At 67.0% G+C, this 15,450-nt stretch carries 18 protein-coding genes; 9 read left to right on the forward strand and 9 right to left on the reverse strand.

What is annotated here, in order from left to right; all coding sequences use genetic code 11:
• The first annotated feature begins 69 nt into the window (after window positions 1-69).
• Window positions 70-669 (forward strand): hypothetical protein, encoded by a 600-nt coding sequence (locus B5520_RS09805; RefSeq protein ID WP_079596880.1) that lies wholly within the window; start codon window positions 70-72, stop codon window positions 667-669.
• Here the strand turns inward: B5520_RS09805 and acnA are convergent.
• Window positions 666-3,299, reverse strand: coding sequence for an aconitate hydratase AcnA (gene acnA, locus B5520_RS09810; RefSeq protein ID WP_254865533.1), 2,634 nt, complete (start codon window positions 3,297-3,299; stop codon window positions 666-668). The genes B5520_RS09805 and acnA overlap by 4 nt on opposite strands.
• Before the next feature lie 45 nt (window positions 3,300-3,344).
• Between acnA and B5520_RS09815 the strand changes: the two genes are divergently transcribed.
• Window positions 3,345-4,013 carry a GntR family transcriptional regulator gene (locus tag B5520_RS09815; protein ID WP_079596881.1) on the forward strand — a complete coding sequence of 223 codons (669 nt, stop codon included), beginning with the start codon at window positions 3,345-3,347 and terminating at the stop codon, window positions 4,011-4,013.
• A 43-nt stretch (window positions 4,014-4,056) separates the two neighbouring features.
• Here the strand turns inward: B5520_RS09815 and B5520_RS09820 are convergent, their stop codons facing one another.
• The 5 genes from B5520_RS09820 to serS all read right to left on the reverse strand — a co-directional run bounded on the left by B5520_RS09820 (window position 4,057) and on the right by serS (window position 8,629).
• The gene (locus B5520_RS09820; RefSeq protein ID WP_079596882.1) at window positions 4,057-4,641 is read right to left on the reverse strand and encodes a histidine phosphatase family protein; all 585 of its coding nucleotides are present in this window, start codon (window positions 4,639-4,641) and stop codon (window positions 4,057-4,059) included.
• 5 nt (window positions 4,642-4,646) lie between these two features.
• Window positions 4,647-5,102, reverse strand: coding sequence for a hypothetical protein (locus B5520_RS09825; RefSeq protein WP_254865534.1), 456 nt, complete (start codon window positions 5,100-5,102; stop codon window positions 4,647-4,649).
• Window positions 5,103-5,120: 18 nt separating this feature from the next.
• Entirely contained in the window at window positions 5,121-5,981 is an 861-nt protein-coding gene (locus B5520_RS09830; RefSeq protein ID WP_079596883.1) for a Cof-type HAD-IIB family hydrolase, read from the reverse strand.
• A gap of 176 nt (window positions 5,982-6,157) precedes the next feature.
• Window positions 6,158-6,373 carry a hypothetical protein gene (locus B5520_RS23040; protein WP_254865535.1) on the reverse strand — a complete coding sequence of 72 codons (216 nt, stop codon included), beginning with the start codon at window positions 6,371-6,373 and terminating at the stop codon, window positions 6,158-6,160.
• Window positions 6,374-7,348: 975 nt separating this feature from the next.
• The gene (serS, locus tag B5520_RS09840; RefSeq protein WP_079596884.1) at window positions 7,349-8,629 is read right to left on the reverse strand and encodes a serine--tRNA ligase; all 1,281 of its coding nucleotides are present in this window, start codon (window positions 8,627-8,629) and stop codon (window positions 7,349-7,351) included.
• Window positions 8,630-8,719: 90 nt separating this feature from the next.
• Between serS and B5520_RS09845 the strand changes: the two genes are divergently transcribed.
• A complete protein-coding gene (locus B5520_RS09845; protein WP_079596885.1) occupies window positions 8,720-9,775 on the forward strand; it encodes a diacylglycerol/lipid kinase family protein in 1,056 nt (351 codons plus the stop codon).
• A 50-nt stretch (window positions 9,776-9,825) separates the two neighbouring features.
• On the opposite strand, the gene B5520_RS09850 is transcribed toward B5520_RS09845, so the two are convergent.
• From B5520_RS09850 to B5520_RS09860, 3 genes are all read right to left on the reverse strand, one after another.
• Window positions 9,826-10,032, reverse strand: a complete 207-nt coding sequence (locus B5520_RS09850) for a hypothetical protein (protein ID WP_079596886.1) — start codon at window positions 10,030-10,032, stop codon at window positions 9,826-9,828.
• A gap of 94 nt (window positions 10,033-10,126) precedes the next feature.
• Window positions 10,127-11,107, reverse strand: a complete 981-nt coding sequence (gene pheA, locus B5520_RS09855) for a prephenate dehydratase (RefSeq protein ID WP_079596887.1) — start codon at window positions 11,105-11,107, stop codon at window positions 10,127-10,129.
• Complete coding sequence (locus tag B5520_RS09860) at window positions 11,107-11,433, reverse strand: rhodanese-like domain-containing protein (RefSeq protein WP_079596888.1); 327 nt, start codon at window positions 11,431-11,433, stop codon at window positions 11,107-11,109. Before B5520_RS09860 ends, pheA begins: the two co-directional genes overlap by 1 nt.
• Window positions 11,434-11,543: 110 nt before the next feature.
• On the opposite strand from B5520_RS09860, the gene B5520_RS09865 reads away from it, so the two are divergent.
• From B5520_RS09865 to B5520_RS22740, 6 genes are all read left to right on the forward strand, one after another.
• The gene (locus B5520_RS09865) at window positions 11,544-12,275 is read left to right on the forward strand and encodes a Type 1 glutamine amidotransferase-like domain-containing protein (protein ID WP_079596889.1); all 732 of its coding nucleotides are present in this window, start codon (window positions 11,544-11,546) and stop codon (window positions 12,273-12,275) included.
• A complete protein-coding gene (locus B5520_RS09870) occupies window positions 12,268-13,674 on the forward strand; it encodes an amidase (RefSeq protein WP_079596890.1) in 1,407 nt (468 codons plus the stop codon). The genes B5520_RS09865 and B5520_RS09870 overlap by 8 nt, the downstream gene beginning before the upstream one ends.
• Before the next feature lie 124 nt (window positions 13,675-13,798).
• A complete protein-coding gene (locus B5520_RS09875; protein WP_079596891.1) occupies window positions 13,799-14,026 on the forward strand; it encodes a hypothetical protein in 228 nt (75 codons plus the stop codon).
• A 148-nt stretch (window positions 14,027-14,174) separates the two neighbouring features.
• Window positions 14,175-14,390 (forward strand): hypothetical protein, encoded by a 216-nt coding sequence (locus B5520_RS09880; protein ID WP_079596892.1) that lies wholly within the window; start codon window positions 14,175-14,177, stop codon window positions 14,388-14,390.
• 190 nt (window positions 14,391-14,580) lie between these two features.
• Window positions 14,581-14,940, forward strand: coding sequence for a hypothetical protein (locus tag B5520_RS09885; RefSeq protein WP_079596893.1), 360 nt, complete (start codon window positions 14,581-14,583; stop codon window positions 14,938-14,940).
• A gap of 81 nt (window positions 14,941-15,021) precedes the next feature.
• A complete protein-coding gene (locus tag B5520_RS22740; RefSeq protein WP_176156832.1) occupies window positions 15,022-15,444 on the forward strand; it encodes a lipopolysaccharide assembly protein LapA domain-containing protein in 423 nt (140 codons plus the stop codon).
• The last annotated feature ends 6 nt before the right edge of the window (window positions 15,445-15,450 follow it).

The following is a 15,450-nucleotide window of genomic DNA, read 5'->3' on the forward strand; positions in this document are numbered from 1 at the left end:
CCATCTCCCGTTTGACCAGCCGTAATACGAGATTCCCTGATTCCTGCTTCCGGGTAGTGTGTACCCAGAATGTTCACGCTGACAATCAATCAAACGGCCGTCCGGCGCGATGGGGACCGGGTACCGCAGTTACTCAAGGACCTGCGGCACATCCCCGCGCGCCTGGACTTCGACCGCTCGGTGGAGGATGAAGTCCAGGGCATTGTTGACTCTCCGAACCAGGCGGTGGATGCCGCGTTGATCGCGCTGCGCAGCGGTTCCTGGTACGTGGGGATCGGCGTTGGCCCTGTCAGCGAGCCGCTTCCCAACCAGATCAAGGATGCCTCCGGGCACGGCCTGGTCTATGCCCGGCGTGCAGTGGACCGGCTGCGCAGCAGCAAAGAGCGGGTTCCGGTGGCCGTCGAAGGGCCGCTGGCGGATATTGCCCATGACGCCGAGGCCGTGCTGCGGCTCCTGGGGCATATTGTCCGCGACCGGTCCGAGGCGGAGTGGCGCGTCCTGGACCTGCTGACGCCCGGCGTGCGCGGGCAGCAGAAAGCCGTGGCGCAGGAGCTGGGCATCACCACCCAGGCCGTCAGCAAAGCGGTGGCGCGGGCGCAGTGGAACGAGGAACACGCCGCCCGTCCCGCGGCAGCCAGGCTGCTCGGCTTGATCCTCGAGGTGCGCTAAGGCGTAACCCCGGTGCTTTGCAGTGTCCTGCGGAGGATCATGGGGATGACGCCGCCCACGGCCAGCAGTTCACATTCGAGCCGGGTTTCCACGGCCGCGGCGGCTGTGAAGGCTTCTTCAGTCCCGTCCGCGCGGACAATTGTGGCCGGGATGCCCGCGCGGGGGCTGATCCGTTCTTCGGCGGCGTCCAGCGTGATCCGGTCACCGGGTTTGAGGCTGAGAAGGCTGCCCCTCATGCCGGCCGGCATCACGATCGGAAGGATGCCCATGCCGATGAGGTTGGAGCGGTGGATCCGTTCAAAGCCGGCGGCGATGACTGCGCGGACGCCGAGCAGCCGCTGGGCCTTGGCGGCCCAGTCCCGCGAGGACCCCATGCCGTACCGCTCGCCGGCCACCAGGACCAAGGATTCGCCCCCGGCCCGGTAGCGCTGCGCCGCGTCCCAGATGGGCATGCTGTCCCCGGAGGGCGCGTGGATGGTCTGGCCTACCGGAGCTTCCGGGTGCAGGAAGTTCCTGACGGACTTGTTGTGGAAGGCGCCGCGGACCATGACTTCCCAGTTGCCGCGGCGGGAGGCGAAAACGTTCAGGTCGGCCCTGTCCTCGCCCCGGTCCACGAGGAAGTCCGCCACGCCGCTGGCGGGCGGGATGGCACTTGCCGGCGAGATGTGGTCCGTGGTGATGTCATCGCCCAGGACCAGCAGCGGGTGGGCCGTGTACTGCCCCAGGAGGCTTCCCTCGGAAAGCGCCGCGAAGGGCGGCCGGCGCAGGATGGTGGACGTTTCCTCCCAAGGGTAGCGGGCGCCGTCGGGAGCCTCGACCCGCTGCCACTGCGGATCCTGGCTTGCGGCCAGGAAGTCCCGGCGGAAATCGCCGGGATGGTTGGCCGCCACCACCAGCGCATCGATCTGTTCGCGGGTGGGCCACAGGTCGCCCAAGTAGACGGGTGTTCCGTCTGGCGCATGCTGCACGGGTTCGGTGCTGAGGTCGCGCTTCGCATCGCCGGCCAGGGCGAACGCCACCACCAGCGGCGGGGACATGATGAAGCCGAGTTCCACGTCGGGGTGTACTCGGCCGGGAAAATTGCGGTTTCCGGACAGGATGGCCACCGGCTCACTGGTGCCCTCTTTCTGGGCTGTGGTGACGGCAGGGGTGAGCGGTCCTGGATTGCCGATGCAGGTGGTGCAGCCAAAGCCCACGATGTCGAAGCCCACGGACGCAAGGTCATCGACGAGACCGGCGCGCCTTAAGTAAGTGGCGGCCGCCGGAGACCCAGGAGCCAGGGATGTCTTGACCCAGTCCGGGACTGCCAGGCCCCTTCGGCGGGCATTGCGGGCCAGCAGCCCGGCGGCGATCAGCAGGCGCGGATCCGAGGTATTGGTGCAGCTGGTGATCGCGGCAAGGGCTACCGGGAAGTCCGGAAGCGGCCCGGCGCCCGGGCCGGCGGGCCCGCTCTCCTGCTGCAGGGCTTCGCGTATACCGCCCACGGGCAGGAGGTCCTGGGGCCGCCGCGGCCCGGCAGCGTGCATGTCAATGGTGGAGAGATCGATATCGACGACCCGCGTGTACACCGGGGTAGCCTGCGGATCGAACCAAATACCTGCCTGCCGGGCGTACGCCTCAACCAGCCGGATGTGCTCTGCCGGACGGCCGGTGCCTCTGAGGTAGTCCAGGGTCATGTCGTCGATGGGGAAGTAGCCTGTGGTGGCACCATACTCGGGCGCCATGTTCGCGACGACGGCCCGCTCCCCCACCGTCAGGGTGGAGACGCCGGGCCCGAAGAATTCGACGAACTCGCCCGTGACGCCCACTTCCCGGAGACGGTGGGTGATGGTCAAGGCGAGATCGGTGGCCAGGGTGCCGGTCCTCAGCTCCCCGGTGAGCCGGACCCCGACAACGTCCGGGATGCGCAGGGTGGCGGGCATGCCGAACATTACGGTCTGCGCTTCCAGCCCGCCGACGCCCCAGCCCAGGACGCCCAGGCCGTTGATCATGGGGGTGTGGCTGTCGGTGCCCACCATCATGTCCGGAACCGCCCACCCGACGCCATCTTTCTCAATCGTGGTCACCACAGTGGCCAGCTGCTCGAGGTTGATGGTGTGCATGATCCCGGTGCCCGGCGGGTTGATGTGCACATCATTCATCGCCTTCGATGCCCATTTGAGGAACTGGTAGCGTTCCCGGTTCCGGCGGATCTCGTGCCTGAGGTTCCGGGCTGCCGCATCGGGGCGCCCGTACTCTTCCACGGCCAGCGAATGGTCGATCGAGACGTCCACCCGCAGCAGCGGATTCAGGGCCATCGGGTCCTGCCCGTGCTCGGCCAAGGTATCCCGCATGGCCGCGATGTCCACCAGCGCCGGCGTACTGGTGGTGTCATGCATCAGCACGCGGATGGGCAGGAAGTCGATTTCGGCGGTACTGCTTCCGGCGTCCAGCCAGCGGCGGAGGGCGCCCACTGCTTCCGCACGCTCGTCACCGCGCATGTTCCGCTGGACGTTCTCAGCAAGCAGCCGCAGGACGACGGGCAACCTGCCGTAGTCCGGGCCGAAAGCGCCTTCAGTGTCGGTCATCCGGAGCACCTCGCCGTTCACGCGCACTTGGGTGAAGGGGCCGGAGTTCTGGGCTGACGTCACGGGTAGACTATAGCTTATAACCTAGCCCGTCTGAGGAGTTCACCCTTGCCTGTCCCGCCACCGATACTCACCAAGAACGCCTACGCCTACGAGGAACTGCGGCGCCGCATCCTCACGGGGGAAATTAAGGAGGGCTCCGTGTTGAGCCAGTCGAAGCTGGCCCAGGAAATAGGCGTGAGCACCACCCCTTTGCGGGAAGCCCTCCGCCGCCTCGCGGCCGAGGGACTGGTGGAACTGAAGTCACACTCAGACGCGCGGGTGGCCGCCCTGACCGCGGATGAAGCCAGGGACCTCTACCTCATCCGTGAGAACCTCGACCCCCTGGCGGCGGGCCTCGCCGCGGAGAGCCGGACGCCGTCGGACATTGACGATATCCAAGCCGCACTGGCGCAACTGGTCCCGCTTCGGGATGCATCCGATCTTGCGGCGATGACAGCCCACCGCGATTTTCACCGCGCCATCTACACCGCATCCCACAATCCGCTGCTGACAGGCATCCTGGAGGGTCTGTGGGACAAGGCAGACCGCTACCGGCAGGTGGGCCTGAGGGGTCAGGAGGAGTCAGAAAAGGACCGGCTCCGGGTCCAGGAAGAACATCACCAGATTGCCGAAGCCGTCATTTCCGGCGACGCCGCCCGCGCCCGGGACATCATGCACCGGCACATTGTGGGCAGCCTGGGCCGCCGGGCAATCACCGTGTTGAGCACGGACTGATCCCGCCGGATCAGCGGGGGGTCGGATCAACCCTGCGTCCGACTCAGCCCTGGGTGGCAGCCAGAACAGGTTCGCCGTTGAAGTATTCGAGCTGCCAGCCTTCGATGGCGTGGTGGTGCGCCAGGTTAAGGACGGCGTTGTCCACACTCGTCAGCGTGCGGCCGATGGCGCGGCTCAGGCTCACGCGGAGCAGGGTGCCGTGCGTAACCACCAGGAGCCGTTGGCCACGGAACTCCTCGGCCAGCGCCTCCAACGCAGCGAGTCCCCGCTCGGCTGCCTCGTCCTCGCTCTCGGCGCCCTGGAAACCGCCGGGGACGCGCAGCGCGTCCAGTTCGGGTCCCGCCTGCATCCCTTCCGCCGGCCCGAAGCTGCGCTCGGTGAGTTCCGGAACCCGGCGCACCACCTCCAGCCCGAGCCCTTCGGCAATCAGGTCTGCGGTTTCGGCCGCCCGGCTCAACGGCGAGGAGACGATCGCGTCCCATTCGTACGGGGCAAGGACGGCGACGGCGTCACGCGCCTGGCCGCGGCCGACGTCGTTCAGCGGGATATCAGTTGATCCCTGCAGCCGGCGCTCGGCATTCCAGTCGGTCTGGCCGTGGCGGACGAGGGCGAACGTCGTAAGGGTCATGCCTTCTATTCTGCCTTGACTGCAGCGGGGCTCTGGAACCGGAGTCTGTTGCGCTGTCCGCGCCGGCGCATCAGCTGAGGGCCAGGACCAGGTAAAGCACGGCCAGGACAAGCGCGACGGGCGTCCGTCATGACCAGGCGCTCCGGCTTGCTACTGGAGATGGCGTTCATGACGACGCCGAGCGCGAAGTACCCGGTCAGCACCCAGATGATGACGGCTGCGGCGGACTCGCCGCCCAAGGGCGGTACCGTACCGGCCCTGCCCAGCGCCGCATACCCGAAAAGCGCATAGAGGACGATGGAAACGGCGCTGCCGATCCGCAATCTGGCCGGCAGCACGTCATGTTGCCCTCCCCAGGCGAGCCTGCCAAGCGGGGCACCGGCAATAAGGGCGGCCTGGAAGACAGCCAAGCCGGCCAAAACCACGCAGGCAGCAATCGCTGCCAGCTGGACCCACGCCATGCGGACCCTGGTCCCGCGCTACAGCAGACTGCGGAGCACGTGGGCGGCGCCGTCGTCGAACACTGAGTGGGTAACTTCGTCCGCGGCGGCGATCACTTCCTCCGGAGCCTGGCCCATGGCCACTCCCCGCCCCGCCCATCCGAGCATCTCGATGTCGTTGCGGCCGTCGCCGATGGCCACCGTCCGGTCGGGGTCGATGCCCAGCTGGAGGCGGAGGTTTTCCAGCGCACTGGCCTTGGTGACGCCGGCTGCAGCGATGTCCAGCCACGCGGTCCAGCCCACCGAGTACGTGACGCCGGCGAGGCCCACATGCTCAATCGCCTCGTTGAACTCCTCGGGGGTGTTTTCGGTGCTGAACACCACCACGCGGACGGCCGTGGCCTCAAGCATGGTGTGGAAGTCGACGCCCACGGCCTCGACCCCGAAGCTCGGGTCCTGGAAGCGCTCGGTGGAGAGGAAGTTGCCATCCTCATCCTCCAGCGCGTACTTTGCGGCGGGCAGCCTCTCTCGAAGGGCCCGGAGCGCGGGGGCAGGATCAAAGGTGGCCTTGTGGAGGACCTCGTAGCCGTTGTCCAATTCGGGGTGCAGCCGCAGTGTCACGCCGCCGTTGCAGCACACCGCGTACCCGCGCTCAATCCCGATGTTCTCGATGACGGGAAGCGTGGCGTTGAGCGACCGGCCGGTGGCGATCATGACCTCATGCCCGGCGGCCACCACAGCCTGTGCGGCTTCCCGCACGCCCGGTGACATGTGGCCGTCGTGGTCTACGAGCGTGCCGTCGACGTCCAGGGCGACCATCAGCTTCAGGCCATTGTTGTCGTTTTCGTTCTCTCGCCGGTCATCGTTGCCGGCGACTGAGGTTTCAGTCAGCGTTGTCATTCACATAGTGAACCAGACGTCCCTGAAGGACGCTAGGACGCGCGCCACAGAGTTATTGAACCGAAAGTGAACATCCCGTGCCGGCGGTTCCGTTTTCCCGGCCCACGCTGAGCGCGCCGCGCGTCTGGTCCTAAGCTTGTTCGCGAAACCGAGCATTCACGGTCCGGATCCGCGGACTAGCTTCTGACATGTGGGCGCAAGCCAACCGCCAGAAGCTTGCGCCTCAGCCGTTCCGGGTTTTCCACATCCGCCCAACCCCACCGCACGAAGCCGAGGCCGAGCCCCCGGATCCGGTCCTCACGAAGCTTTTCACGGTACACAGCCTCCTCCGCCGACGTGTCACCACGGACGGCCGCCTCAAGGTACTTCGCCTTCCCATCGAATTCACCCACAACGCGCTGTTGCGGCCACCAGCAGTCCACCCTGCCGATAAAGCCGTCCCGGTCATGGAAACGTGCTGGAGCACAGGTTGATCAAACCCCAGGAGCTCAAAGGCGGCACGGCTGTAGGACTCCCCGACTGATTCCGCCAAGGGACTGGCCAGGGCAGCCACCCGAGCCGCCCTGCGCTGTGCGGAGGCATGGGGGTGGGCTGAAATGCCGTCCACGATCTCGCTTACTGCCAACAAGTCGGAGCCGGCGGATAGCATGCCTTGCCGGTGCAGTCGTGCAGCCAGTCCGTCTGCTACGACCAAAGCCTCGCTGAGTTTCCCGGTGACCATGAGGTCGAGGATCGTCTGGACGGGGCTGGTGCACCGGAACTCACCATGGGCCTCGGGTTTTATGCCGGGCTTCAGGCAGTATCGCAAGGGATACGAGCGTTTTGCCCGGACCTGCCGCGCTGCGTCGTCCTCGCCCAGAACCATGAGGGGAGACCGCCTTACTCCGCTCCGGCCGGATAGCGTGGTTGCCAGCTCCACGCATGGAGGTGTCCTCAACGTGGGCAATCCGATGGCCACGGCTGCGGTTTCCCCGCACAAAACAGCGTCCTTGACCGACCTGGCCACTGCCGCCGTCGACCAGGCAAAACGCTCAGACGGCCGGGCACGTAGCCAGTCCACGGTGCGGACGTAGAAACCGCGGCGAATCCGGACCAGCCTTCCCGCCCGGAATTCGCGGTGAATAGCGTCGGTGGACCCGTGGGTCCTCACGATGGCGGCGGAATCGATGAGCCCGGGCAGAATCTCCATGCCACAAGGCTGGCTGGAAGGGACTGCGGAGTCAGCATGGGCCGGCGCCTATGTGGACAAAGCGTGGCGCGGGAGGGCTGCCCGGACCCCTCCCCCGTCCGGTCCCAAGCCAGTTCGCGAATCCGAGCCTTCAAGGTCCGGATTCGCGAACAAGCTTAGGAGAGCCGGCCAGGGAAAACTACAGGACCGGGAGGACCTCGAGGCCGCCCAGGTACTTCTGCAGGGCCTTGGGCACGTTCACGGAGCCGTCGGCGTTCTGGTGGTGCTCAAGGAGCGCCACGATCCAGCGGGTGGTGGCAAGGGTGCCGTTCAGGGTGGCCACGGCGCGGGTGCCCTTGGCCACGCCCTCCGAGTTCACCGCACGCTCACGGATGTTCAGCCGGCGGGCCTGGAACGTGGTGCAGTTCGAGGTGGACGTCAGCTCGCGGTAGGCGCCCTGGGTGGGAACCCATGCCTCGCAGTCGTACTTCCGGGCGGCGGAGGTGCCGAGGTCGCCGGCGGCGGTGTCGATCACGCGGTACGGCAGCTCGCACTTGGCCAGCATTTCCTCTTCCCAGGCCAGCAGGCGCTGGTGCTCGGCGGCGGCCTCTTCAACGGTGGTGTAGATGAACATCTCCACCTTGTTGAACTGGTGCACACGGATGATGCCGCGGGTGTCCTTGCCGTGCGAGCCGGCTTCACGCCGGTAGCAGGAGCTCTGGCCGGCGTACCGGATGGGACCCTTGGAGAAGTCGAGGATTTCGTCGGCGTGGTACCCGGCAAGTGCCACCTCGGAGGTGCCCACCAGGTAAAGGTCGTCTTCGGCGAGACGGTAGATTTCGGCGTCGTGCTTTACATCGAAGCCGGTACCCTGCATGGTTTCCGGACGCACCAGGGTGGGGGTGATCATCGGGATAAAGCCGGCCTCGATGGCCTGGTCCATCGCCATCTGCAGCAGGGCCATCTCCAGCCGGGCCCCCACGCCGCGGAGGAAGTAGAAGCGGGCGCCGGACACCTTGGCGCCGCGCTCCATGTCGATGGCGCCGATCAGCTCGCCGATTTCCAGGTGGTCCTTCGGCTCAAAGTCGGGGAACTCACGCGGAGTGCCCACGGTCTTGACCACTACATAGTCGTCCTCGCCGCCCTCGGGAACACCGTCCTCGATGAGGTTCGGGATGGTGCGCAGCAGCTCTTCCTGCTTGGTCTGCGCTGCGTCGGCTTCGGCGGACGCCGCCTTGACCGAGTTGGCCAGCTCCTTGACCTCGGCGAGCAGTGCCTGCTTCTCCTCGCCCTTGGCCTGCGCCACCTTTTTGCCGAAAGCGTTCTGCTCGGCCCGGAGGTTTTCGAAGCGGATCAGCGCTGCCCGGCGGGCGGAATCCGCGGAAATGATCGCGTCCACCACTGATTCGTCCGCGCCGCGGGCGCGCTGGCTGGCACGGAACTTGTCCGGGTTTTCGCTGAGGTCTTTTACGTCGATCACCCCATAAGGGTATCCAATACCTCGCACGACGACGGGCGGGCCCCGGGCGTGCCGGATCGGCATCCGCCGCCGGGCTACTGTTGAAGCACCATGAGCGACCTGATTCTCTACCTGCTGATTGCGGTGGCGCTTGCCTTCGCCATCTCCAGCTGGTGGGGCGTGCGCAAGCTCAAGGCCCTGCATATCCGCAGCGCGGTGGGCGGGGACGCGCACGAGTCGGGACTCAGCCAGCAGCGCGTCGCCGTGATCCTGAACCCCATCAAGACGCGCTCCGGTGAGGCGAGGGCAGACATCCAGCGGGCCTGCGTCACGGCGGGCTGGGATGAGCCCGTCTTTTTTGAAACCACTGCCGAGGACCCCGGCTTCGGCCAGGTGCAGGCCGCGCTGGCGCACAAGCCCGACGTCGTCCTGGTGGGCGGCGGCGACGGTACCGTGCGGGTGGTGGCCGAGTCCCTTGCCCACACGGGCGTGGCCATGGGCCTGATTCCGTTGGGGACCGGCAACCTGCTGGCGCGGAACGTGGACCTGGACGTCAACGACCTGCACGCCAACGTCCAGACGGCGCTCTTCGGCCGGCAGCGTTTTATTGATACCGCCCGGATGGCGATCGAGAACTCCCGTACCGGGCACTCCTCCGAGCATGTTTTCCTGGTCATCGCCGGCATCGGCATGGACGCCGAGGTGCTGGCAGATACAAACGCCGGCCTGAAAAAAGCCGTGGGCTGGCTCGCCTACACCGAGGCCGGAATGCGGCACCTTCCCGGCCGGCGGAAGAAGATCTCCATCTCGCTGGACGGCAGCCCCGAACAGGCCCGGAACATCCGCAGCGTCCTTTTCGCCAACTGCGGCCTGGTGCCCGGCGGCATCGACTTCATCCCGCAGGCCATGATCGACGACGGCATGCTGGACGTGGTGGTGATGAGCCCGCGCAGCGCCCTGGGCTGGCTGCTGATGTACGTCAAGATCCTGTTCAAGCACAGCGGCAAGCTGCCCATCATGACTGTGTACCGGTCCGGCAGGATCGTCATCAAATGCCCTGAACCGATGCCCACACAGCTCGATGGCGACACGTCAGGCGAGGCCACCCGGCTGACAGTCCAAGTGGATCCCCGGTCGCTGCTGGTTCGGGTGAGAAGTCAGGTTTAGGACGGGCTGGCGTTGTTCGATAAGGGGCGGCTGGCAGAGCACGGAGCCTGTCAGGCGTGGGCTTCCTTCGCAGCCTGGGCTGCGGCCTTGGCGGCAGCGCGGGCTTCGGACTGCTCACGGATCATTGCCTGTTCCTCTTCGAAGCGCAGGCGGTCAGCACGGTCTGCGTCGTCGCCGTCCCAGTCCTGGTTGTCGGCAGTGGGCCGGGGGTTGACGATCATCCCCTGGCCATCGTTGTCTGTGCTGCTGGTAGTCATGACCCGCTCCCTTCGTTAGGGGCCATCCCCCATGTGGATCAAGTAAGCATACGCACTTGTCCACAGCCCCGGAAGTACCCGCGACGGCATTTACCTACGCTGTGGGCGAAGCGGCGGAAACGTTTTCTGCCGGTGAAGACCCGGGCTGCAGGATGGATGCCACCCAGGACTTTGCCGCCGCAAAGGCCTCATCGGACGTGTAGGCTTCCACCGCTGTTTCCTGCATGTCCGCCCGGGGATATGAGCCCAGGAAGCGGGTATTGGGGCTGATCCGGTGAAGGCCGGCTAATGCATCCGCCACGCGCGCATCGCCCGCATGGCCGTCGGCGTCGATGCTGAAAAAGTAGTGGCCGAGGTACTGTCCGGTGGGGCGTGATTCGATGCGGCTCAGGTTCACGCCGCGGCTGGCGAACTGGTCGAGGATTTCCATGAGGGCGCCCGGCCGGTCCTCCGGGAGTGGAACCACCACGGTGGTCTTGTCCGCGCCTGTCCGTTCCGGCAGCCTGCCCGGGCGGCTTACCAGGATGAAGCGCGTCACCGCGCCTGGGTTGTCGCCGATGTTCTCCGCGATAACGGAGAGACCGGGCTGCTCCCGGGCCACGAGCGGCGCGCAGATGGCGGCGTCGTAGTGGCAGTCTTCATCCAGCAGGCCCATGGCCGACGCGGCGGTGGAGGATCCTGGAACGTATTCCGCAACGGGAATATTTCTGTCCATCCACAGCCGGCATTGTGCCCAGGCATGCCCGTGGGTGGACACCCTCCGCACGTCTGCCAACTCCACACCGGGCCGGGCCGCCAGGACGAAGCTGATGGGAACCAGGACCTCCCGGATGATCCGCAGTTCCTGCCCGTTGGCGATCGCGTCGAGAGTGGCGGTGACGCCGCCCTCCACGGAGTTCTCGATGGGGACCATTGCCGCGTCAGCCGCACCGTCCCGGACCAGGTCCAGGGCCGCGTTGACGTTCGACGCCGGGATGCGGGTGGCCTGGGCAGCGTCCGGCACCTGCATCAGGGCGGCTTCGGTAAAGGTTCCCTCGGGGCCCAGGAAGGCGTAGGTGACGGCGGAGCCGGGCATCAGAGGACGATCGGCTTGAGACCGTTGTCCGAGACCAGCGGCTTGCCCAGCTCCAGCCACTGGTCCATGCCGCCGGCCACGTTGATCGCGGTATATCCCTGGCCGTTGAGCCACTGCGCGACGCGGAAGGAGCGGCCCCCGGTGCGGCAGATGATGTAGAGGTCCTCGTCCGGATCAAGTTCGTCCAGGCGCGCCGGGACCTGGTCCATCGGAATGTGGACGGCATCTTCGGCGTGCCCGGCCACCCATTCGTAGTCCTCCCGCACGTCCACAATTACGGCGTGGGAAGGGATGTCCTGGACGGGAACGGTATCGAAATCACTCATGGGAAGTCCTGTCGTGGCGGATCGGATGCACCGTTAAGCCTAGTGCTTCCACCGCGGGCGGGTCCGGCAGCCAGGCAAGTTAGGCTTCTAGGAAACCCTGAGGAGGACGCGTGCCCGCAGAGCAGCCCACCATCCTGGCCACCTCGGGCGGCCTCAAGCCAGGCGCCCGGACGCGGCTGGAGTTTGACCTGCTCCTGCATCACGCCGTGGAACTATCCGGCGTCAGCGGGCGCGCCCCAAGAGTGACCCACCTCGGCACAGCCGGCGGCGACCAGCGCGCGTTCAACGCGGAGCTGGATGAGGCAGCGCGCCTCGCTGGGATCCAGTTCAGCCACCTGAACCTGTTCACCATGCCCAACCACCCGGACCCGGCAGCGCATCTCCTGGAGCAGGACGTGGTCTGGGTCAGCGGCGGTTCGGTGGTGAACCTCCTGGCGGTGTGGCGCGCCCACGGGCTGGATAGCATCCTGCGCACCGCTTGGCAGGAGGGAGTGGTCCTGGCTGGAGTGTCCGCAGGCTCCATCTGCTGGTTCCAGGGCGGCACCACTGATTCTTTCGGTCCGGAACTGCGCGCCGTGGGCAATGGCCTGGCGCTGCTGCCGTACTCCAACGGCGTGCACTACGATTCGGAAGCGCGCCGGCGGCCCCTGGTCCACCGGCTCGTTGCGGACGGAACCCTTGGGGAAACGCATTGCACGGACGACGGCGTGGGGCTGGTTTACCGCGGCACGTCACTTGTGGAGGCTGTGTCCGAGGTCCGGGGCAAGGGCGCGTACAGGGTCACCCGCGGAGAAGGCGGGGACGTGCTCGAGGAGATGGTGGAGCCGCGGTACCTTGGCTGAGCTTCACGAGCTGTCGGCCGTCGCGCTGAGGGACGCCCTGCATTCAGGGGAAGTCTCTGCAAAGGACGCCACCGCCCACTTCCTGGCAAGGGTGGAGCAGCATAATCCGCTGCTGGGCGCATTCGTCACCGTCACAGCGGAACACGCCCTGCGGCAGGCTCTGGCGGCAGATGCCCGGCGTTCCCAGACACCCGCCAGCGCACTGCCCGTCCTGCACGGCATGCCGCTGGCCTTCAAGGACCTCACGGATGTGGCCGGGGTGGTGACCACCCACGGCAGCGCTGCCCTGGACCACAAGCCGGCGCCCGCGGACGCCCCGCTGGTGGCGCACCTGAAGGAGGCTGGTGCGATCTCCCTGGGAAAGACCCAGGTTCCCGAATTCGGCCTGACGGCCTACAGCGAAAACCGCATCGCACCGCCGTCGCGCAATCCCCATGCTTTGAGCAGGAGCTCCGGCGGCTCCTCGGGCGGGAGTGCGGCAGCGGTGGCGGCCAACCTGCTTCCCTTCGCCCCGGGCACCGACGGCGGCGGTTCAGTCCGGATTCCGGCGGCCGCCTGCGGACTGGTCGGGTTGAAGCCGGGCCGGGGCCTGGTGCCTGCCGGGGAAAGCCAGGGCGACCCCGCCAGGCTGGTGGTGGCGGGCCCGCTGGCCCGGAGCGCCGCCGACGCCGCGCTCATGATGGATGCCCTGGTCCCGGGCGCCGCGTTTTTGGATGCGCTGGCGCAGGAGCCCCCGCGGCTGCGGATCGGCGTTACGCTGGACAGCCCGTGGTCCGGAACGTTCCCGTTCACCGCGGAGCCGGAAGCGCTGGAGGCGCTTGAGGCCGGGGAGAAGCTGCTGGAGCACGCAGGGCACAGCGTCACCGAGGCAAGCATCCGCTACGACAACCGGTACCCGGACGCCTTCACCACGGCCTGGACCGCCGGCGTGGGCGCCGCCAGGATCAGCCCCCAGCGGGAAGCGCTGCTGGCCCCGCTGACCCGCACCTTCCGCCGGCGCGCCCAGCAGCGCAGCCCGGCCAAACTGGCGGAAGCGCTCGCGTTCCTGCGGCAGTTCCAGCAGGACACCGTGACGCAATATGCACAGTGGGACCTGCTCCTGATGCCTGCACTGGCACAGACCCCACGCCCGGTGGGCTGGTTCACCGGGACGGCACACGGCGATGAACGCTGGCCTGCAACGCAGTGGCCGGGGGATGCCGACGGCGACTACCGGAAACAGTGCGAATACGCGCCGTGGTCATCCATGGTCAACGTCTGCGGCCTTCCCGCGATCACCGTTCCGGTGCACTGGACGGGCAATGCGGCGGGCAGCGGGCTCCCCATGGGGATCCAGCTGGTGGGACCGATGGGCTCGGAGGCCCTCCTGCTGCGGGTGGCCCACCAGCTGGGATTCTAGCGGGACGGTAGTTGACCTGCGCCTAACGCCCCTTTAACCCTCCCGTAACCTGGCGGGAGCAGACTCTTATCAGCGCCTTTCCGCATCCTCCACCTGGCCAAAGCTCAACGAGGAGTTGCCCATCATGAACGCTGAATTCCCGAGTGCTGCCACTGGACAAGCCGGCGTGGGTGAAGAATTCCGGCCGGACCTGAGCAATGCCACGGTCCGGGAAGACCTGGCAAAAACCGGCCGCTGCGCAATGGTGCACCTTCCCACCGGCAGGACCTGCCTCCGCCCCCTCCGCCACCTTGGCCCCTGCGATTTCCACGGGCCCGAAGAGGCCGAGACGGTCGCCGCCACGGCCCAATAACCGTGGCCCGGGGGCCCGGCAGCGCAGCAGCCTCGCAGCCTGGACAGCAAGGGTGCGGCACCGGGTAGTGCCGGATTGCCTGCAGGGTGTCGACTCTTGGGCACATCGGGAGGACGATTAAGGGGCAGTCACGATAAGGAGGTCTGCGATGTGCTATTCATCCAGCAAGGACTTCGGGTGGGGCGTTAAGAAGGAAACCCACCGCCAGCCTGAAGCCAAGCAGGAAACCCCGGCGGAAACTCCGGCGGAAACTCCGGAGCAGGAAGTCAAGGCACAGGACTACACGTTCTGGGCCTTCCCTAACTGGCGCAGGACGCCACGGCCCAGCACCCCCTCCGGTGAACGGAGCAAGGAAAGGGTCTGACACAGTGCCGGTTGAACACAGTGCCGGTCTGACGAAATGCCGGTCCGGCACAGTGCCGGTTTGATACAGTGCCGAAGTCTCGGGAGGGCCTCCCCAAGGGGCCCTTCCGTTGCGTCCGGACTTGGCCAGGCAGGGCTTGGCCAGACGGAGCCTTCCGCCGCCGGGCCGCCTCTTGCCGGAGAATGGACGCATGCCCGGTTTCTACGTACACGAAGCCACCCTCCGGCTGGACCCCGCCGCCGACTCAGCGGCGCCCGGAGCTGCGATCACCGTAGCCCTGTGCGGCAGCTGGGAGCACCCCCCGCCGTGCCCGCTCGCCGCCCACTACATTGCCGTCCAACAGGACGGACAGTCCGTGAGGCTGCGGACCGTCTTCGCGGCCGATCCACGGCAGGAAGCCGAGGTCCGGCGTCGTATTGACGCTGCGCTTGCCAAAGGATCGCAGCCCAGCCCGGACGGCATCCTGTCCCGCTGGACGCTGGTGGGGACCAAAGCTGCCGAACTGACCACGGCAGAGCTCGAGCACGCGCAACGAATCGCCGGCAGTTAGCAGGCGCGGCGTTGTGCCAGCCGAAACCTCCCCGCTAAGGTGGCATTATAAGCATGCTTATCATCCTGGAAGGGGACGTGAATGAGTGCTGGACAGTACACGCCGGGGACTGACGGACCGATGGAGCCGCGCGACAATGGAACGCCGCCGGCCGACCGGACCGGAACGCCGGGGGTACCCGCCGCGCGCCCCGCAGACTCATCACCTGCCACAACCCCGCCCGCCCCGGCAGGTGCCGGCGAACCCAAGGTGACCCGCGCCGGCGTGGTGTGGGCCGCGGTGGTAGCGGCCCTTGCGCTCCTGATCCTGCTGATTATCTTCATCCTGCAGAACCAGGACCTCGTGCTGGTCAGGTTCCTGGGCTTCGAAGGAAGCTTGCCACTGGGCATGGCACTGTTTATCGCCAGCGTGACCGGCGGGGTCCTGGTGGCGGCGGCAGGCGGCGCGCGCATCCTCCAGCTCCGCGCCAATGCCCGCCGGGCGCGGGCAACGCAGCGAAGGTAGAGCGCC

The organism is Arthrobacter sp. P2b (assembly GCF_900168295.1).
Classification (GTDB): Bacteria; Actinomycetota; Actinomycetes; order Actinomycetales; family Micrococcaceae; genus Arthrobacter.